General features: G+C 67.0%; 21 protein-coding genes. 4 read left to right on the top strand and 17 right to left on the bottom strand.

Going from position 1 to position 19,088, the window contains the following annotated elements; all coding sequences use genetic code 11:
* Window positions 1-28: 28 nt before the first annotated feature.
* From ACYVG2_RS03490 to ACYVG2_RS03435, 12 genes are all read right to left on the bottom strand, one after another.
* The gene (locus tag ACYVG2_RS03490; protein WP_460779692.1) at window positions 29-802 is read right to left on the bottom strand and encodes a regulatory protein RecX; all 774 of its coding nucleotides are present in this window, start codon (window positions 800-802) and stop codon (window positions 29-31) included.
* Entirely contained in the window at window positions 802-1,857 is a 1,056-nt protein-coding gene (gene recA, locus ACYVG2_RS03485) for a recombinase RecA (RefSeq protein ID WP_448965367.1), read from the bottom strand. The genes ACYVG2_RS03490 and recA overlap by 1 nt, the downstream gene beginning before the upstream one ends.
* Window positions 1,858-2,120: 263 nt before the next feature.
* Window positions 2,121-2,345 carry a DUF3046 domain-containing protein gene (locus ACYVG2_RS03480; protein WP_448965366.1) on the bottom strand — a complete coding sequence of 75 codons (225 nt, stop codon included), beginning with the start codon at window positions 2,343-2,345 and terminating at the stop codon, window positions 2,121-2,123.
* Window positions 2,346-2,374: 29 nt separating this feature from the next.
* Window positions 2,375-2,683, bottom strand: a complete 309-nt coding sequence (locus ACYVG2_RS03475; protein WP_460779691.1) for a helix-turn-helix domain-containing protein — start codon at window positions 2,681-2,683, stop codon at window positions 2,375-2,377.
* A 156-nt stretch (window positions 2,684-2,839) separates the two neighbouring features.
* Complete coding sequence (locus ACYVG2_RS03470) at window positions 2,840-3,322, bottom strand: CinA family protein (protein WP_460779690.1); 483 nt, start codon at window positions 3,320-3,322, stop codon at window positions 2,840-2,842.
* Entirely contained in the window at window positions 3,319-3,897 is a 579-nt protein-coding gene (gene pgsA / locus ACYVG2_RS03465; protein WP_460779688.1) for a CDP-diacylglycerol--glycerol-3-phosphate 3-phosphatidyltransferase, read from the bottom strand. The genes ACYVG2_RS03470 and pgsA overlap by 4 nt, the downstream gene beginning before the upstream one ends.
* Entirely contained in the window at window positions 3,897-6,629 is a 2,733-nt protein-coding gene (locus tag ACYVG2_RS03460; RefSeq protein ID WP_460779687.1) for an FtsK/SpoIIIE family DNA translocase, read from the bottom strand. The genes pgsA and ACYVG2_RS03460 overlap by 1 nt, the downstream gene beginning before the upstream one ends.
* Window positions 6,630-6,692: 63 nt before the next feature.
* Entirely contained in the window at window positions 6,693-8,369 is a 1,677-nt protein-coding gene (locus tag ACYVG2_RS03455; RefSeq protein WP_448965361.1) for a ribonuclease J, read from the bottom strand.
* A 68-nt stretch (window positions 8,370-8,437) separates the two neighbouring features.
* Entirely contained in the window at window positions 8,438-9,415 is a 978-nt protein-coding gene (dapA, locus tag ACYVG2_RS03450) for a 4-hydroxy-tetrahydrodipicolinate synthase (RefSeq protein WP_460779686.1), read from the bottom strand.
* A gap of 80 nt (window positions 9,416-9,495) precedes the next feature.
* Complete coding sequence (locus tag ACYVG2_RS03445; protein ID WP_460779685.1) at window positions 9,496-10,257, bottom strand: SDR family NAD(P)-dependent oxidoreductase; 762 nt, start codon at window positions 10,255-10,257, stop codon at window positions 9,496-9,498.
* Complete coding sequence (locus tag ACYVG2_RS03440; RefSeq protein ID WP_460779933.1) at window positions 10,257-10,670, bottom strand: dihydrofolate reductase; 414 nt, start codon at window positions 10,668-10,670, stop codon at window positions 10,257-10,259. The genes ACYVG2_RS03445 and ACYVG2_RS03440 overlap by 1 nt, the downstream gene beginning before the upstream one ends.
* An 80-nt stretch (window positions 10,671-10,750) precedes the next feature.
* The gene (locus tag ACYVG2_RS03435; protein WP_460779684.1) at window positions 10,751-11,560 is read right to left on the bottom strand and encodes a thymidylate synthase; all 810 of its coding nucleotides are present in this window, start codon (window positions 11,558-11,560) and stop codon (window positions 10,751-10,753) included.
* A gap of 114 nt (window positions 11,561-11,674) precedes the next feature.
* Between ACYVG2_RS03435 and ACYVG2_RS03430 the strand changes: the two genes are divergently transcribed.
* From ACYVG2_RS03430 to ACYVG2_RS03420, 3 genes are all read left to right on the top strand, one after another.
* Entirely contained in the window at window positions 11,675-12,115 is a 441-nt protein-coding gene (locus tag ACYVG2_RS03430) for a TlpA family protein disulfide reductase (RefSeq protein ID WP_460779683.1), read from the top strand.
* Window positions 12,112-12,609 (top strand): DUF4395 domain-containing protein, encoded by a 498-nt coding sequence (locus ACYVG2_RS03425; protein WP_460779682.1) that lies wholly within the window; start codon window positions 12,112-12,114, stop codon window positions 12,607-12,609. Before ACYVG2_RS03430 ends, ACYVG2_RS03425 begins: the two co-directional genes overlap by 4 nt.
* Before the next feature lie 71 nt (window positions 12,610-12,680).
* On the top strand, window positions 12,681-13,106 hold the full coding sequence (locus ACYVG2_RS03420; RefSeq protein WP_448965355.1) for an OsmC family protein: 426 nt from the start codon (window positions 12,681-12,683) through the stop codon (window positions 13,104-13,106).
* 6 nt (window positions 13,107-13,112) lie between these two features.
* Here ACYVG2_RS03420 and ACYVG2_RS03415 read toward each other — a convergent pair whose 3' ends face one another.
* Together ACYVG2_RS03415 and dapB are read right to left on the bottom strand one after the other, a co-directional pair.
* Window positions 13,113-13,553: a hypothetical protein gene (locus ACYVG2_RS03415; protein ID WP_460779932.1), complete on the bottom strand. Its 441-nt coding sequence runs from the start codon at window positions 13,551-13,553 to the stop codon at window positions 13,113-13,115.
* Window positions 13,553-14,299: a 4-hydroxy-tetrahydrodipicolinate reductase gene (dapB, locus tag ACYVG2_RS03410; RefSeq protein WP_460779681.1), complete on the bottom strand. Its 747-nt coding sequence runs from the start codon at window positions 14,297-14,299 to the stop codon at window positions 13,553-13,555. The genes ACYVG2_RS03415 and dapB overlap by 1 nt, the downstream gene beginning before the upstream one ends.
* A gap of 70 nt (window positions 14,300-14,369) precedes the next feature.
* Between dapB and ACYVG2_RS03405 the strand changes: the two genes are divergently transcribed.
* Window positions 14,370-14,837: a GNAT family N-acetyltransferase gene (locus ACYVG2_RS03405; protein WP_460779680.1), complete on the top strand. Its 468-nt coding sequence runs from the start codon at window positions 14,370-14,372 to the stop codon at window positions 14,835-14,837.
* A gap of 18 nt (window positions 14,838-14,855) precedes the next feature.
* On the opposite strand, the gene ACYVG2_RS03400 is transcribed toward ACYVG2_RS03405, so the two are convergent.
* The 3 genes from ACYVG2_RS03400 to ACYVG2_RS03390 form a co-directional block, all read right to left on the bottom strand.
* Window positions 14,856-15,458 carry a histidine phosphatase family protein gene (locus ACYVG2_RS03400; RefSeq protein WP_448965352.1) on the bottom strand — a complete coding sequence of 201 codons (603 nt, stop codon included), beginning with the start codon at window positions 15,456-15,458 and terminating at the stop codon, window positions 14,856-14,858.
* 87 nt (window positions 15,459-15,545) lie between these two features.
* Entirely contained in the window at window positions 15,546-16,574 is a 1,029-nt protein-coding gene (locus ACYVG2_RS03395) for an aldo/keto reductase (protein ID WP_460779679.1), read from the bottom strand.
* A 212-nt stretch (window positions 16,575-16,786) separates the two neighbouring features.
* Entirely contained in the window at window positions 16,787-19,075 is a 2,289-nt protein-coding gene (locus ACYVG2_RS03390; RefSeq protein ID WP_460779678.1) for a polyribonucleotide nucleotidyltransferase, read from the bottom strand.
* Window positions 19,076-19,088 lie beyond the last annotated feature (13 nt).

Genomic DNA, 19,088 nt, shown 5'->3' with positions numbered 1-19,088 from the left:
ACCCCATTCTACGAGCGATCCGGCGAAGTCACTCCGAGTCGACGAACCGCACCCCGCTGGTCGCCTTTCCGAGGGACGCCTCGCTCAGCGCGGTCCGCGCCGCGCTCATCGCCACTGATCCTCCGTAGCCGCGACGTGCGAGTTGTCCGGTCAGACGGCGCAGTGCGGTGTCGTATTCGAGCCGCGCCATCGAACGCGCCTTGGTCCGGGCGAATTCCAGCGCACGTTCGGCGTCGTCGTCAGGCAGATCGCCGAGTGCCATGTCGATGACGTCTCGCGGAATGCCCCGCTGCACCAGGGCCCGTGAGAGCGCGACGCGACCCTGGCCTTTGCGCTCGATCCCCGAGATCACCAGTTGCTCAGCGAGGATCGAGTCATCGAGGTATCCGCGGCGGCAGAAGTCGTCGATCACATCGTCGATCTGCGATTGGGTGAGATCGTGGCCGCGCAGAACCTGACGCGCCTCGGAGATCGACAACGACCGCGCTCGCAGCTTGCGCACGAGAGACTCCTCGCCGGCGGTGCGAACCTGATCCGGGTCGGGTGACGACTGGCCAGATGACGACGGGTCGGATGACGACGGGCCAGATGACGAGGGGTCAGATGACGGCCGATCGGACACTGCCTCATCGCGATCACGAGCCGTCTCGCGGCGACTGCCCGCGTCGGCCGTCGTCATGTCGCGTCGTCGCGGCGATTTCTCCCCGCGCGTCGCCGGCAGCGCCGAAGCCGGAACGAGCTTCCCGCCGAAGAGGGGGATCACGGGGGCGAGGCGCGCCTCGCCCCCGTCTTCGACAGTCATCAGGCCGGACGACGCTGCGCGAGCTCGTCAGCAGTCTCAGGAGCGGCATCGTCGACCGCGCCGCCGATGCCGAGTTTCTGCTTGATCTTCGTCTCGATCTCCAGAGCGACGTCAGCGTTCTTGATGAGGAACGAGCGTGCGTTCTCCTTGCCCTGGCCGAGCTGGTCGCCGTCGTAGGTGTACCACGAGCCCGACTTCTTCACGAGACCGTGCTCCACGCCGAAATCGATCAGGCTGCCTTCACGCGAGATGCCCGTTCCGTACAGGATGTCGAACTCCGCCTGCTTGAAGGGCGGAGCCATCTTGTTCTTCACGACCTTGACGCGAGTGCGGTTGCCCACGGCCTCGGTGCCGTCCTTCATCGTCTCGATGCGGCGGATGTCGAGGCGGACCGATGCATAGAACTTCAGCGCCTTACCACCGGCCGTGGTCTCGGGAGAGCCGAAGAACACACCGATCTTCTCGCGCAACTGGTTGATGAAGATCATCGTGGTGTTGGTCTGGTTCAGACCACCCGTGAGCTTGCGGAGCGCCTGCGACATGAGGCGTGCCTGCAGACCCACATGCGAGTCACCCATCTCGCCCTCGATCTCGGCGCGAGGCACCAGCGCCGCGACGGAGTCGATGACGATGAGGTCGATGGCACCGGAGCGTACGAGCATGTCGGCGATCTCGAGGGCCTGCTCACCCGTGTCCGGCTGGGAGACCAGGAGCGCGTCGATGTCGACACCGAGCTTCTTGGCGTACTCGGGGTCGAGAGCGTGCTCTGCATCGACGAATGCGGCGATGCCACCGGCGCGCTGCGCATTGGCGATCGCGTGCAGCGTCAGAGTGGTCTTACCCGACGACTCCGGGCCGTAGATCTCCACGATGCGGCCACGCGGGAGACCTCCGACGCCGAGGGCGACGTCGAGGGCGATGGAGCCGGTGGGGATGACGGCGACTGGCGCGCGCTCATCGCTGCCCAGCCGCATGACTGAACCCTTTCCGAACTGACGATCGATCTGGGCGAGAGCCGACTCGAGGGACTTCTCGCGGTCTGCGACTGATGGCATGATGTGCTCCTGTTGTTCGCGTGGTGCCGCCTGTAGGCTGTCGCGGCCACCCCGGGTGGGGCGAACTCTCCGACAAGGCGTATGGCTTTTCGGCCTGTCATCACCGTACGATCGGCCTCCGACATTGCGTCGGACGCCCCACGAACCGGGGATGAGTTCACCTCGAAACCACTTGTGCAGAACGTTACGCGCACTTCGAACACATCTTCGACGACACGCCGAAGAGACGTAGCCCGAAGGCGATCAGACCGACGAGCGCCGTGTCAGCGTCTGCGCGGCTCGAGCCGGCCGACGCCGTAGCGCCGCTCAGCCGGGACGTCCGTCTCCTCGCAGAGCGCGAGCCAGATCTCCCTGGGCGCGACGCCCTCATCGAGAGCTTCGTCTGCGGTGCGGTTGCCGAGCGCGTCGAGCACGAGATCCGTCTTCAGCATGGAGGCTCGCGCGCCGAATTCGAGATCGACCGCGCGAAGGAACTCGCTGCGACGCATGAAAAGCCCTACTCCGACGAACGCTGCGGTCAGTGCAGCGAGAGCTCGGGCTCGACCGAAGCGACGAGATCGTCCGGGACGACATCCGGGAACACCTGGATTCCCTCGAGCACGGAGATGCGATCGCCGACCTCACGCATGATCATCGAGATCGGGACGTCGAGCGCCTCCGCAACGGAAGCGAGGATCTCGCTGGACGCTTCCTTCTGTCCGCGCTCCACCTCGCTGAGATAACCGAGTGCTATAGAGGCCTTGCCCGCGACCTGCCGGAGCGTGCGCCCCTTCTGCAGGCGGAAGTCCCTCAGCACATCGCCGATTTCCTGTCGTACAAGAATCACCGGAACCTCCTCTCGATCTCCGTCACCGGAGACTCCTCCGAGTGGATCGCCAGTCTAACCCGACTCGCTGATGAAAAAACTACTGTTTCACGCTGTGCTTTCGGTGTGAGCACATCATTCTTCGGCACATCAGTGACAACCATCCGACGGCGCAGCCTATTCCCGCAGCACTCTCGAGAGCGCGTCGATCGCGGCATCGACCGCCTGCGCTCTGATCGACGCCCGATCCCCGGCGAAGAGGAAAGCGAACGAGCGCACGTCCGTCGGCGTCGCGACGCCGACGTGCACCGTTCCCACCGGCTGCCCGTCCGGCGAATCGGGCCCTGCGATCCCCGTCGTGGAGAGCCCGACCTCTGCGGGCCTGCCCGCGATCGCGACTGCGGCGCGCACTCCCGCCGCCATCTGCTCCGCGACCGACGCGTGCACGGGACCGTGCTCGGCCAGAAGAGCGGCATCCACCCCCAGCAACGACTCCTTCACCGGTGTGGCGTACGCCACGACGCCACCGGACAGTACCGTCGACGCACCAGGAACCGAGACGATCTCAGCCGCAAGCGCGCCACCGGTCAGGGATTCCGCAACGCCCAGCGACCACCCCCGCGCCCGCAGCGCTGCCACGAGGTCAGCGCTCCCGCTCACGCTCGTCCTGTGCGGGATCCGCGCACCTGTGACACGGCGTAGTCGATCCCGCTGACGACGGTGAGGGCCAGCGTCACGTACATCAGGCCGATTCCGATGCCGATCCACCAGTCCATGCCGATCAGTTGGTGAAGGGGCAGCAACCACCAGCCGAGCGTCACGCCCTGCACCGCCGTCTTGATCTTGCCCAACCACGCCGCGGCCACGATATGGCTGCTGGCGACCATGAACCGGTGGATGGTGATGCCCCACTCGCGGATGAGGATGACGATGACGATCCACCACGGCCACTCCGCGAGGATCGCGAGACCCACGAAACCTGCGCCCGTGAGCAGCTTGTCCGCGATCGGGTCCCAGAGCTTGCCGAAGTCGCTGACGATGTCGTACTTGCGCGCCAGATATCCGTCCACCCAGTCGGTGGATATCGCCACGACGAACAGTGCGCCGGCGACCCAGCGGATCACGAGGTCATCCAGTCCGTACGTGCCGCCGAGCAGCAGCAGGACGAAGAAGACGACGGCGAGCGGGATCCGCGCGATCGTGATGGCGTTCGGCAGTTGCCGGGGAATCGCCATCAGTCGCGCCCCGTCAGACCCCAGGCGTCTTCGTCGCCCTCATCCTCATCGACCACCGGCAAGCCGCGGAACTGGTCTTCGATCGGGTCGTGAGCCGGCTGCGGTACGGGTGGAGCAGGCGTCGAGGATGTGACTCCGGGCGGATCCTCGCCTCGGAGTTTCGCCATCACCGCAGGCAACTGCTCGGCGGTCACCAGCACGTCGCGGGCTTTCGATCCCTCCGAGGGTCCGACGATCTCACGCGATTCGAGAAGGTCCATGAGCCGTCCGGCCTTGGCGAAGCCGACGCGCAGCTTGCGCTGCAGCATCGAGGTCGATCCGAACTGCGACGAGACGACGAGCTCGGCCGCGGCGAGCAGCACCTCGAGGTCGTCGCCGATGTCCTCGTCGACTTCCTTCTTCTTCGTCGGCTCCAGCGCCTCCTGCACATCGGCGCGGTACTCGGGTCTCGCCTGTGCCGTGACGTGCTTCACGACGGCGTCGATCTCGCTCTCCTCGACCCACGCGCCCTGCAGTCGGAAAGGCTTGGACGACCCCATCGGCGAGAAGAGCGCGTCTCCCTGTCCGATCAGCTTGTCGGCACCAGGACTGTCGAGGATGACCCGGCTGTCGGTGACGCTGGTCACGGCGAACGCGAGGCGCGAAGGCACGTTGGCCTTGATCAGGCCGGTCACGACGTCGACGCTCGGGCGCTGCGTCGCGAGCACCAGGTGGATGCCGGAGGCACGGGCGAGCTGGGTGATGCGCACGATCGAATCCTCGACGTCGCGCGGGGCGACCATCATGAGGTCGGCGAGCTCGTCGACGACGACCAGCAGGTACGGGTACGGCTTGAGCACGCGCTCGCTGCCGACCGGCACCTCGACCTCGCCCGCGCGCACGGCCTTGTTGAAGTCATCGATGTGGCGGAACCCGAACGATGCCAGGTCGTCGTACCGCATGTCCATCTCCTTCACCACCCACTGGAGGGCCTCCGCGGCCTTCTTCGGGTTGGTGATGATGGGCGTGATCAGATGCGGCACGCCGGCGTAGCTGGTGAGCTCGACCCGCTTCGGGTCGATCAGCACCATGCGCACGTCGGAGGGACGCGCCCGCATCAGCAGGCTCGTGATCATCGAGTTGACGAAGCTGGACTTACCGGAGCCGGTGGAACCCGCGACCAGGAGGTGAGGCATCTTCGCGAGGTTCGCGACGACGAAGTTGCCTCCGACGTCTTTTCCGACGCCCACCGTCAGCGGGTGGGTGCTCTTGTGCGCTGCCGCGGAACGGATGACGTCACCGAGGGCGACCGTCTCGCGGTCGGTGTTCGGGATCTCGATGCCGATCGCGCTCTTGCCGGGGATCGGCGAGAGGATGCGCACATCGTTCGACGCCACGGCGTACGCGATGTTGTTGCTCAGCTGCGTGATCTTCTCGACCTTGACGCCGTGGCCGACCTCGACCTCGTACTGCGTGACCGTCGGACCTCGTGAGAATCCGGTCACCTTGGCGTCGATCTTGAACTGCGACAGCACGCTCGTGATCTGCTCGACGATCTTGTCGTTCGCCTCCGAGCGGGCGACCGAGGGCGGGCCGGCGCTGAGTACGCCGGGCGACGGCAGCGAGTACGGTGCGCTCGGCGCCTGGAGTCCGCGCTCCCCCGGCCCGTCGGTTCCGAAACCGGAGAGGCCCGGCAGCTCCGGCTGCTCCCCCGTGTCGCCCGAGTCGTCCAGAAGCGCGGTGCCGCCCTGGCTGCCGAGCGTGTCCATGACGCTCTGCACGTCGGTCAGGATCTCGGTCGCTGCATCCGTCGGATCCGCGACGATGACCGCCTGATCGTAGGCGGTGTTGTCCACTGGCCCGTCGCTCGGTGACAGCAATTCGGTGAGGTCCTGCGAACCGATCCCCTCGTCGGGGTCTTCTTCCCGGCCGGTCTTGTTGCGCCGCCACCACGGGAGGACATTCGGGTCGTCGTCCTCGTCGAAGGAGCCCTCCGTCTTGTCCGCGGTCGGCTTCTCGTCTGCGTCGGGCTTCTCGGCCCTTTCGGCACCGAACATCCAGGCGTACAGGTCGCCGAGGCGTGCACCGATGCGATTCGGCGGGGTCTTGGTGATGATGAGGATGCTGAGCGCCGCCAGCACGCCCAGCAGGATGTAGGCGACGATGTCGGTGAGGTACGAGAGGGGCTCGCCCAGCATCCAGCCGAAGAGTCCACCGGCAGCGCTGAGCGCCGGCATGCCGGCCTTGGGCTCCGGCTGCCCGCCTGCAAGGTGGCAGATGCCCGCGATGGAGAGGACGAACAGGCCGAAGCCGATCCCGATCCTTCCGTTGTCGTGCACGGACGACGGATGCCGGAACAGCCATCCCGCGAGGATGAGCAGCAGCACGGGCATCAGGAACGCCGTGCGACCGATCATCAGCCCGACCGAGTAGGCGCTGATGTTCTGAGCGATCTCGTTGCCGATGAAGAACCACTCGGTGACCGCGCCGAGGCACGCCAGCAGCACCAGCAGCAGCGGGAACCCGTCGCGTCGCTGATCCTTCTCGAGGGTCTCCGGGCCGAAGGCGCGGAAGAGACCCCCGACGCCGTGAGCCAGGCCGAGCCACGCGCGCACGGCGACGGGGGGCTTGTCGATCTCGTCGATGTACTTCTTCGGAGTCGCCGGCAGCTTCTTGGTGGGGGCCGTCTGCGCCTTCGAGCGCGCGGGGGCCTTCTCAGACGCGCGCGAGGTCTTGGTGGTGCTCCTGGCCATGGTGAAAGCCTACGGCGAGGCGCCGACAAGCCGCGTAATGACGCGGCTTTCGCGCCGAATGGGCTATGCCTCGATGACGAGCGGAACGATCATCGGACGACGACGGAGCTTCTGGTTCACCCAGCGTCCGATCGTGCGTCGCACCACCTGCGAGAGGGCGTGCGTGTCACGGACGCCGTTGCCCGACGCCTCCTTGAGCGCCGCCACGATCTTCGGCACCACGTCGTCGAACACGGAGTCGTCCTCGGCGATGCCTCTGGCGTGGATCTCCGGGCCAGTGATGATGCGCCCGGTCGCGGCATCCACCACGACGATGATCGAGACGAATCCCTCTTCGCCGAGGATCCGGCGATCCTTGAGATCGGCGTCCGTGATCTCGCCCACGGTGGATCCGTCGACGTACACGAAGCCGATGTCGAGCTGGCCGGCGATGTGCGTCTGGCCGTCCTTGAGGTCGATGATCGTGCCGTTGGAGGCGAGGATCGTGTTCGCCTCGGGGATGCCGGTGTCCTGCGCGAGCTTCGCATTGGCCATCAGATGCCGGTACTCGCCGTGGACGGGCAGCACGTTCTTGGGCCGGAGGATGTTGTAGCAATAGATCAGCTCACCCGCGGCGGCGTGACCGGACACGTGCACCTTTGCATTGGCCTTGTGCACGACGTTGGCGCCGAGTTTCGTGAGTCCGTCGATCACACGGTAGACGGCATTCTCGTTGCCGGGAATCAGGCTGGAGGCGAGGATGACGGTGTCGCCCTCTCCCACCTCGATCGCGTGGTCGAGGTTGGCCATGCGGCTGAGCACCGCCATCGGCTCACCCTGCGAACCCGTGGACATGTAGACGATCTTCTCGTCGGGCAGGTCGCGGGCCTTCTTGTAATCGATCAGCACGTTCTCGGGCACCTTGAGATAACCGAGGTCGGCCGCGATCGTCATGTTGCGCACCATGCTGCGCCCCAGCAGAGCGACACGGCGTCCGTTGGCGTGCGCCGCATCGAGCACCTGCTGGACCCGGTGCACGTGACTGGAGAAGCTCGCGACGATGACCCGGCGGGGCGCCTTCGCGATCACCTGGTCGAGCACGGGGCCGATCGAGCGCTCCGTCGGGGTGAACCCGGGGACGTCGGCGTTCGTGGAGTCGACGAGGAACAGGTCCACGCCCTCCTCGCCCAGGCGCGAGAACGCACGCAGATCGGTGATGCGCCCGTCGAGCGGCAACTGGTCCATCTTGAAGTCGCCGGTCGCCAGCGCCATCCCGGCGGGCGTGCGAATGGCGACGGCCAGGGCGTCGGGAATCGAGTGGTTCACCGCGACGAACTCGAGGTCGAAGGGTCCGACCTTCTCCTCCTGACCCTCTTTCACGGTCAGGGTGTACGGGCGGATGCGATGCTCCTTGAGCTTCGCCTCGACCAGCGCGAGCGTGAGGCCCGAACCGATGAGCGGGATGTCGCCCTTCAACCGCAGAAGGTAGGGCACTGCTCCGATGTGGTCCTCATGACCGTGCGTGAGCACGACGCCCACGATGTCGTCGAGCCGATCCTTGATGGGCTCGAAATCGGGCAGGATCAGGTCTACGCCCGGCTGGTGCTCTTCGGGGAACAGGACGCCGCAGTCGACGATCAGGATCTTGCCGTCGTACTCGAAGGTCGTCATGTTGCGACCGATCTCGCCGAGACCGCCCAGCGGGATGACACGGAGAGCGCCTTCGGCGAGCGGTGCGGGGGCGGAGATGGGAATGGACATTGGTGTCTCCTCAGTCGGACACTCGTCGTGCCCGTTCATGCTTATGGGCGCGCGGCGCGCCCGTCGTCTCAACGCGTCGTGCCATGCACCTTCGGCAGCGCACCGCCGGCGGCCGCGTTGCGGTCGGGGCGGAAGTTCGAGAAATCGGCGCCGGGGACATCGGTGACGAGCGCGAGCTCGTCTTCGATGAGAGCGGCTTCCCACTCCTCCGGCCCGACGAGGGGCAGGCGGACGCGGGGGCTGGAGATACGGCCGAGGCCGTGCAGGATGTACTTCGCCGACACGGTTCCGGGGACGTGGGTCATCGTGGCGCGCACGAGCGGTTCGAGGCGCTTGTGCTCAGCGGTCGCGGCTGCGAGATCGCCCCGGTTCACCGCATCCACGATCGTGCGGTACGGCGTGGCCGTGATGTTGGCCGTGACGCCGATCAGGCCGGTGGCACCGATGGCGAGGTGCGGCAGCGCGTTCGCGTCGTCGCCGGAGAAATACATCAGATCGGACTGGTTCAGCACACGGCTGACCTCGCTGAAGTCGCCCTTGGCGTCTTTGACGGCGAGGATGTTGGGGTGCTTCGCGAGGCGCAGGATCGTCTCGTACTTGATCGGCACGCCGGTGCGGCCGGGGATGTCGTAGAGGATGACCGGCAGATCGGTGGCATCCGCGACGAGGCGGAAGTGCGTGAGGATGCCCGCCTGCGTGGGCTTGTTGTAGTAGGGCGTGACGATCATGATGCCGTCGGCGCCGGCCTTCTCGCTGGCCTTGTAGAGCTCGATCGCGTGTGCGGTCTCGTTCGAACCGCCGCCCGTGATGATCTTGGCGCGTCCGGCGGACACGGACTTTCCGACCTCGACGAGCTTGAGCTTCTCGGGGTCGGTGAGGGTGGAGGTCTCGCCGGTCGTTCCCGTCACGACGATGCCGTCCGCACCCGCGGTGATGACGTCATCCATGTGCTTCTCGACGGCGGGCCAGTCGACTTCGCCGTCGGCCGTCATGGGAGTGACGAGCGCGACGAGAACCTGTCCGAATGGGTTACCCGAGTGCGTCATGGTTCCAGCGTATCGGTTCGCGTCCCGCTCCATCGCGCCGGACAGGTCAGTGGCCGGCATCGGCACGCCACGAAGACGGGTCAGACTCGTCCGCGCCTGGCCGCTCTGGCCGTCAGCGACGACGGCAGGATCCTCGTGAGTGCGACGACCGCCTTGTACCGCAGAGACGGTATCGACACCGCTCTGCCCGCGGCAGCATCGCGCAGTCCCTCTCGCACGACGTCCTCGGCCCGCAGCCAGCCGATCGCCGGTACTCCTTCGCGCCCTGGCTCGAGGCCCATGCGCTCGTGGAAGCTCGTGTGCGTGAATCCCGGGCACAGTGCGGTAACCGTGACGCCGTCGCGCGCGTACTCCGCATTCGCCCACCGACTGAAGCCGATGAGCCATTGCTTGCACGCGGAATAGGTCGAGCGCGAGATGAAGCCGGCCACCGAGGCCACGTTGATGATGCGCCCGCCACGATCGCGCATCGCGCCGAGAGCAGCGTGCATCAGCCTCATCGGCGCCTCGACGTGGATGCGCAGGTGGCGCACTTCGTCGTCGATGTCGTTCTCGGCGAAGTGCAGCGGCAGCCCGAAGCCGGCGTTGTTCACGAGAAGATCGATCGGATGCCCCTGCTCGGCGATCCGCGCCGCGACGCGCTGCACGTCGGCTTCCACGACGAGATCGGCCACGAGGACGTCCACGAGGACGCCGTGCGTCTCGCGAAGCCCGGCAGCGAGCGTCTCGAGCGCATCCTCGGAGCGCGCGACCAGCACGAGGTCTGCCCCTCGCGCCGCGAGCTGGTGGGCGAACTCCGCACCGAGTCCGGCGCTGGCGCCGGTGATCAGCGCGGTGGGCATCAGCGTTCGTACCCGAGGAAGCGGAACCGGATGCCGGTGCGCGAGGTCTGCCACTCCCCCTCATGGACGAGGCGCCATCCGTCCTTGGACGGCGCATACGCGTCGCCGTCGACCTCGAGGTCGAGCTCGGTGACCTCGAGCCGATCCGCCTGCCCGATCACCTGCGCGAAGATCTCGGCACCGCCGATGATCCAGACCTTCTCGAGGCCTCGAACGGCATCGGCCACATCAGCGGCGCGGCGCGCTCCGTCCGATGTCCAGCCCAGCTGACGGGTGATGACGATGTTCTCGCGATCGGGCAGGGGACGGAACCGTTCCGGCAGGGAGTCCCAGGTCTTGCGACCCATCACGACGGGCGCGGTGAGCGTGATCTGCTTGAAATGCGCAAGATCTTCCGGCACGTGCCACGGCATCGTCCCCGATGCTCCGATCACGCCGCCGGCTGCCTCGGCCCAGATCAGTCCGACCCACGGGAGTTCGAGAGGCAATGCGTTCACACCGCCACCGCCGCGCGGATCGGCGGGTGGTGCTGGTAGTCCTCGACGACGAAGTCGGAGAACTCGTAATCCAGGATCGATTCCGGTGTGCGCGCGAATCGGAGGGTCGGGTACGGGTACGGCTCACGGTTCAACTGCTCGCGCACCTGCTCGACGTGGTTGTCGTAGACGTGGCAGTCGCCTCCGGTCCACACGAAGTCGCCCGGCTCCAGCCCGACCTGCTGCGCGATCATCATGGTCAGCAACGCGTAGCTGGCGATGTTGAAGGGCACGCCGAGGAACATGTCGGCGCTGCGCTGGTAGAGCTGGCACGACAGCTTGCCGTCGGCGACATAGAACTGGAACAGCGCATGGCACGGGGCGAGAGCCATGTCGGGGATGTCTGCAGGGTTCCAGGCGGAGACGATGAGTCGCCGTGAGTCGGGAGTAGCCCTGATCTGGTCGATCACCTGTGCGAGCTGGTCGATGTGGCCGCCGTCGGGTGTCGGCCACGACCGCCACTGCACCCCGTAGACCGGGCCGAGGTCGCCCTCGGCATCCGCCCACTCATCCCAGATGGACACGCCGTTGTCCTGCAGCCACTTCACGTTGGAATCGCCGCGCAGGAACCAGAGCAGTTCGTATGCGATCGACTTGAAGTGCACGCGCTTGGTCGTGATCAGCGGGAACCCCTGCGACAGGTCGAAACGGATCTGACGGCCGAACACGCTCGTCGTTCCTGTGCCGGTGCGATCGTCCTTGTGCGTGCCGGACTCCAGCACATCGCGGAGCAGGTCTTCGTACGGCGTGGGGACGGCTGCGCTCATGTCTGCCACGATACCCGGGTCTCCGACATCGCAGGCGGATCCCGACTCGAGCGTCGCCCGTCATCCTGTGTCATATCCGGAGCCGTCCCCTCCTGCGCGGCCTATTCTCGGAACATGTCCGTCGACGCCGCACTCGCCGTCACCGCCGCCATCGTGGCGGTCGCGATCGTGTGCGGCCTGATCGTGCGCGCGCGGGACGGTCGACGGCGCTCCGGCGGACACCTCGTGATCCGGTCGGAGGATCTCGACGGTTTGAGCCTCGCACGCTCGGCGACTCTGCTGCAGTTCAGCACCGAACTGTGCGCACGCTGCCCTCAGGTGCGCCGAATGCTCGGCAGCATCGCCGACGAGCACGCGGACGTCGCGCACGTCGAGATCGATCTGACGAACCGCAATGACCTCGCGACTCGATATCACGTGCTGCAGACGCCGACCACGTTCCTGGTCGACGCCTCCGGAACAGTGCTCTCCCGCTGGGGCGGAGTACCCAGCAGATCCGCCATCGACCATGCGCTCGGCGCGGTCCTCACCCCTCACACCCAGGAGTCGCGATGAGCGCACCGGAGGGCATCGACCCACGAGGACCGCGCTTCGCCGCCTCGATCACGACGGTTCTCCTGCTCATCGCCGTCGTCCTGAGTCTGATCGGGATATCCACAGCGCAGGCCGACACCACCCTGTCGCAGCGCGTCCTCGATCCCGGATTCCTGCTCCTGGTCGCGATCGCGCTGCTGTTCCTGTGGGGCGTCGTATCGCCGCGCACGACGCCGTGGAGCGTGCTGTTCCGCCGCGTCGTCCACCCGCGCCTCGCTCCCCCGGCCGAGACCGAGGATCCGCGTCCACCTCGCTTCGCGCAGGGCGTCGGCCTGTTCGTCGTCACCGTCGGTCTCGTGCTGCATCTGGCCGGTGTCCCGTGGGCGCTGCCCGTCGCCGCCGCAGCCGCCTTCATCGCGGCGTTCCTCAATGCCGTGTTCGACTTCTGCCTCGGCTGCCAGATCTATCTGCTGCTGCAGCGCGCCGGCATCGTGGGTCGCACCGCTCGCGCCTGAGCGACCGGTTCCCCGCGAGGCGCCTGGTGGGTAGGCTGGCCGCACACCCCGCCACGACCTTTGGAGGAACCATGCCCGTCACCAGCGAAGCCACCACCACCTGGAACGGTTCACTGATGGAGGGCTCCGGCAATGTCGCCTTCTCCTCCTCGAACCTCGGCACGTTCCCGATCAACTGGAAGGCTCGCAGCGAGGGCTCTGACACGACGACGACCCCCGAGGAACTCATCGCCGCCGCGCACTCGTCGTGCTTCAGCATGGCGCTCTCGCACGCCCTCGCCGAGAACGGCACCCCGCCGGAGCGCGTCAACACCACCGCGTCGGTGACGTTCAAGCCCGGCGTCGGCATCACCGGCAGCCACCTGAACGTCAACGCGACGGTTCCCGGCCTCACTCAGGAGCAGTTCCAGGAGATCGCTGAGGGTGCCAAGACCGGATGCCCGGTGTCGCAGGCGCTGTCGGGCATCGAGATCACGCTCGAGGCTACGCTCGCCTGATCGGACTCAGCCCTTCGCCCTGGCGAGGCGGATGGCCGCGCGGATGCTCGCCCGAGCGTCCTTGCGGCGTCCGGCTGCGTCCTGCACGACGCCGAGCCGATAGAGCGCGCGCCAATCGTCCTGCGCGGCATCCGCCTCGGTCGTGTAGCGCTGGATCAGCGGTTCCGCATCGCCCTTCGCGATGCGGCCGCTGGGTGTGAGCGCGGTCTCGGCCGGCGGCATCCCGCCCTCGGCATCCAGTCTCGTGCCCAGGCGCTCCGCCTGAACGCCGAACTGGATCTCACGAGCGAGCGCCCACACGCCGATCAGGGGAAGCACGATGAGGGCGATGCCCATGGCGATCCCGACGGGTTCGCCGCTCGCGATGAGCAGGACCGCCTTCTGCCCCATGAGCACGAAATAGAGGATCAGCGCCGCCCCGATGAGAGCGACGCCGATGCGCGTCATCACGAGCGGGCCCTGATCCCGATGTCGATCATGTTCTCGAGGCCCACGAACACACCACGCGCGTCGAGCGCGAACGGGACCGCGAGACGGATGCCCGGCGCATACGCCTCGGCGGAGTCCACGGTGTCGTGGGTGAGGGTGAGGGATTCTCCGGGGCCGGAAAGGATGACGTCCTGTCGAGCGATCACGCCGGGGCGGCGCAACGAATGGATCGGCACGCTGCCGACCTGCTGCCCGCGCGCACGCTGGTCCGCGTGCGGGGCGCTCACAGGGCCCTGCTCCGCACGCGCCGCTGCGATGAGCTCTGCAGTGCGGACGGCCGTGCCGCTCGGAGAGTCGGTCTTCGTGTCGCGATGGGCCTCGACGATCTCGACCGATGCGAAGAAGGGTGCGGCGGCGGAGGCCAGCGCCGAACCGAGCACCGACCCGAGCGAGAAGTTCGGGATGAACACAGCCCCGGTCTCGGCTGCTTCGACCAGCGGACGCATGAGCGCGATGCGCTCCGCCGACCACCCCGACGTGCCGACCAGGACGTTGATGCCTCGTTCGACGGCCACGCGCACGACGTCGACGCTCACCTGCGGGGTCGACGCGTCGACGACCAGGTCTGCACCGTCGAGCTCTGACAGATCGCTCGAGGACGTGAGGACCCGGACGACATCGAAACCCTCGAGGTCGTCGATCACGCGTCCGATGATCGTCCCGAGCTTTCCCGTTCCGCCGACGAGTGCCACCTTCTTGCTCATGCCTTCAGTCTATTCAGCGGCCGGTGCGCCCTGGGCCAGGCCGGCTCGGCGCGGCGAGTAGCGTTGACTCATGCTCGAGTTGCGTCCGTCCTCGCCCGGCACTGCAGAGTCCCGCGCGATCCTCACCGAATACTTCGCCCTGCGCGCCGAGGAGTTCCCCGGTGGCGCGTACACCACCGTGTTCCCCGATCCCGCGGCGTTCGAGAGCCCGGCAGGCGTGTTCCTGCTCGCCGGCCCGGAGGACGCGGCCGTCGGATGCGGTGGCATCCGACGCCTGGCGGACGGCGAGGCCGGCATCCGCTACGAGGTGAAGCATCTCTTCCTCAAGCCGGTCACGAGAGGCCAGGGCTGGGGACGCGCGATACTCGACGAGCTCGAACGGCGCGCTCGCGAGTGGGGCGCCGCCGAACTCGTGCTCGACACGCATCACACGCTCGAGTCCGCCGGCCGGCTGTACGCCCGCAGCGGCTTCGAACAGATCGACGCCTACAACGACAACCGGAACGCGACCCGCTGGTACCGCAAGAGCCTGCGCTGAGCGATCAGCGCCGGCGCATCACACGGGAATGGGTTCAGGAAGCCCGGTGCGCAACTCGACGGGCAGATGCCCGAGCTCGTTGTGGTTGACGAGCGTCCAGGGCCGACCCTGCTTCTGGGCGATGACGGTCAGGCCGCAGTGGGCCTGGTTGAGCGTCATCCACCGCCACTCGGGGGCGCCGAGGACCTCACGAACGAACCAGGAGATCACGAAGTTGTGCGTGATCAGCACCTCGTGCACGTCGCCCTGCTTGCGGACCAGGAACTCGTTGACGGCGTCAGCCATCTGCGCGCCGCCCGCCTCGACCTCGGCCTCGGTGACAGAGCCGAAGAACGGTTCGTAGGCCGCCGGCGTCTCCTCCGTCATACCCGTGGGGACGCAGTCGAAGAGCAGCGCCGACGGCTCAGGCGTGACGGAGGGAAGTCGCTCTGCGATCGCCCGGGCCGTCTCGGTCGCCCGCAGCAACGGCGAGTGCCAGACCGCGTCGAGCGGGAGTCCGGACAGCCGATCGGCGATCAATTCCGCTTGACGCTGCCCCCGTGGAGAGAGGGGTCCGTCGTCGACACCGTGTTCGGCATCCTGATGTTCACCGTGTCTGACCAGATATATATAGTGCGTCACAACCCGCTCGCTTCGTCGCCAGCTTCCGCTGGGGCACTTCCACCCTAGCGGCACATGCGCGACACGCCCGGGCTGATCCGGCGAGACTCAGTTTCCCGCGCGAGTGAGGTCGGCCACCTGCGTGCGCGACAGCGTGATGCCTGCACCCTGCATGAGCTCCTCGACGTGCTGCGTCGCGAAGGTGTTGACGATCGGCGCGGCGATCGTGCGCTGCGCGAGCAGCCAGGCGATCGACACCGCCGCGACAGGGGCGGCGATCTCGGTCGCCACCTGGTCGAGCGCGCGGAGGATCCGGATGCCACGACGGTTCAGATGCCCTCGCAGCTGTTCACCGCGCACGCCCTGCGACATCAGCGCCTTGTTGCGGTGCCTGCCGGAGAGGAAACCGTGCTCAAGAGCGTGCGAAGGCGTGACGGCGAGACTCTGCGCGCCCGCGACGAGTCGCAGATCGCCCTCGAAGGCCTGACGGCGGATGAGGTTGTACGGCTCGTCGAGCACCTCGATGCGCGGGTAGCCTGCGGCGGCGAGGATCCGCGCCTCCACCAATCGCTCGGGGGCGAAGCCGAAGGCGCCGACCGCGTGGATCTTGCCCGCGTCGCGCAGCCACTCGACCGTCGCCAGGGTGTCTTCCAGATTGGTCTGCTGATCGAGGGACGCATCGAGATGCAGCACATCGATCCGTTCGACGCCGAGCCTGGTGAGCGAACCTTCGACGGCGCGTACGAGATTCACCGAGCCCAGGCCCGGATTATCGGCGTGCGAGCCGATGCGCACGCTGAGCAGGCTGCGGCCGCGGTGCCCCCTCGAACGAAGCCACTGGCCGATGATGTGCTCGCTGCGGCCGCCCGAGAACCCGTCGGCGGTGTGGATCGCATTACCGCCGAACTCGACGTAGCGGTCGAGGATCGCATGGCTGGTCTCGAGGTCGACGTTCCACCCGAACTCAGCCGCCCCGAGCATGAGCGGGAACGTCTCCATGCCGGTCTCACCGAGCGGAACGCGAATGCTCTCGCCCACCCCTGGACCGACGACCGGTATCGGTGCCGACGGATGCTCGAGGGAATGCTCCTGCAGGCTCGCCTGCTGATCAGCAGCACCTGTGCTGAACAGTCGCATCCTCATCACCCCCGCACATGTCCGATAGCTACGGCCTGCGTGATCCGTGTGCACCCCCCGGTGCGTATTTCGAGGGTAAGCGACGCCGGAGACAACTCCGACCATTGGCGGTAACACCCGGAGAACTTTGCATAACGTTTCGATCACATCGGATACGAAGAAGGCCCGGATCCCGCTCGCAAGGAGTGGAATCCGGGCCTGATCCGGATGGCTTACGCCTCGGTGGTCTCCGACTCGGCAGCGGCCTCGGCTGCCGGTGCCGCCTCAGCGGCGTCGTCGAGGACGGGCTCGAGCGACAGCTTGCCGCGGTCGTCGATCTTCGTGATCTTCACGAGGATCTTCTGGCCGACCGAGAGGACGTCGTCGACGTTCTCGACACGCTTGCCACCGGCGAGCTTGCGCACCTCGGTGACGTGGAGCAGTCCGTCCTTGCCGGGCAGCAGCGAGATGAACGCGCCGAACGACGCGATCTTCACGACCGTGCCGAGGAACTGCTCGCCGACCTCGGGGTTGGTGGGGTTGGCGATCGCGTTGACCTGCGCACGAGCCGCCTCAGCGGACGGCCCATCGGTCGCGCCGATGTAGACGGTGCCGTCCTCCTCGATCGAGATCTGCGCGCCGGTCTCGTCCTGGATCGCGTTGATCGTCTTGCCCTTCGGGCCGATCAGCTCGCCGATCTTGTCGACGGGGATCTGCACGCTGATGACGCGCGGCGCGGTGGGCGCCATCTCGTCAGGAGCGTCGATCGCCGCGTTCAGGACACCGAGGATCGTCAGACGTGCATCGCGCGCCTGGGTCAGCGCGCCAGTGAGCACGTCGGACGGGAGTCCGTCGAGCTTCGTGTCGAGCTGGATGGCGGTGATGAACTCGCTGGTGCCGGCGACCTTGAAGTCCATGTCGCCGAGCGCGTCTTCCGCACCGAGGATGTCGGTCAGCGCGGCGTAACGCGTCTGGCCGTCGACCTCATCGGACACGAGGCCCATCGCGATGCCTGCGACGGGTGCACGCAGCGGCACACCCGCGTTCAGCAGCGACAGGGTGGACGCGCAGACCGAGCCCATCGACGTCGAGCCGTTGGAGCCGAGAGCCTCGGACACCTGACGGATCGCGTAGGGGAACTCCTCGCGGCTGGGCAGCACCGGTGCGAGCGCGCGCTCGGCCAGGAAGCCGTGCCCGATCTCGCGACGCTTCGGCGACCCGACGCGCCCGGTCTCACCGGTCGAGTAGGGCGGGAAGTTGTAGTGGTGCATGTAGCGCTTGCTCGTCGTCGGCGACAGCGAGTCGATCTGCTGCTCCATCTTGAGCATGTTCAGCGTGGTGACACCCATGATCTGGGTCTCGCCGCGCTGGAAGATCGCCGAACCGTGCACGCGCGGGATGACCTGCACCTCGGCGTCCAGCGGACGGATGTCGGCCAGTCCACGGCCGTCCATGCGGACGCCCTCGGACAGCACACGACCACGGACGATCTTCTTCGTCAGCGACTTGTACGCGCCCGAGACCTCACCGGTCGCGGAAGCGGGGAGCGTCCCCGCCTCGACGGCGGCGGCGACCTCGGCCTTGACGCGGTCCTTGACCTCGTCATCGGCGCTCTGGCGCTCCTGCTTGTCGGCGATCAGGTAGACCTTCTCGAGGTCGGCGGTCGCAGAGGCGGCGATGAAGTCGTAGGTGCCCTGCTCGTACGCCGGGAAGACCGGGTACACGCCGGGAGCCTTCGAGGAGTGCGAAGCCATCTCGGCCTGCGCCTCGACGAGCTGCTTCAGGAACGGCTTGGCGGCCTCGAGGCCGCCTGCAACGACCTCTTCGTTCGGCTTGACGGCGCCGCCCTTGATGAGGTTCCAGCTGTTCTCGGTGGCTTCGGCCTCGACCATCATGATCGCGACGTCTTCGGAGCCGTCGGACTTCTTGACGACGCGACCGGCGACCATGAGGTCGAACACGGCCTCTTCGACCTGAGCCTGGTTCGGGAACGCGACCCACTGATCCGCATTCTCGCCCTGACCCGGGATGAGCGCCAGGCGCACGCCCGCGATCGGACCGGAGAACGGCAGACCCGAGATCTGCGTCGACGCGGAGGCCGCGTTGATCGCCAGAGCGTCGTAGTACTCACCAGGAGCGATCGACAGCACGGTGATGACGACCTGGACCTCGTTGCGGAGTCCGTCCACGAACGACGGACGAAGCGGGCGGTCGATCAGACGGCAGACCAGGATGGCCTCGGTGGAGGGACGGCCCTCACGGCGGAAGAACGAGCCGGGGATCTTGCCGGCAGCGTACGAACGCTCTTCGACGTCGACGGTCAGCGGGAAGAAGTCGAATCCTTCGCGCGGGTGCTTCCCTGCGCTGGTCGCGGAGAGGATCATGGTCTCCCCGTCGAGGTAAGCCGCGACCGAACCCTGCGCCTGCTGAGCGAGGCGACCGGTTTCGAAGCGGATGGTACGAGTGCCGAAGCGGCCGTTGTCGAGAACGGCCTCGGCGGCAGTGATTTCAGGACCTTCCAAGAGGTCTCTCCTT

This window comes from Microbacterium shaanxiense (genome assembly GCF_054779995.1).
This window is presented reverse-complemented; position numbering and strand designations above follow the sequence as displayed.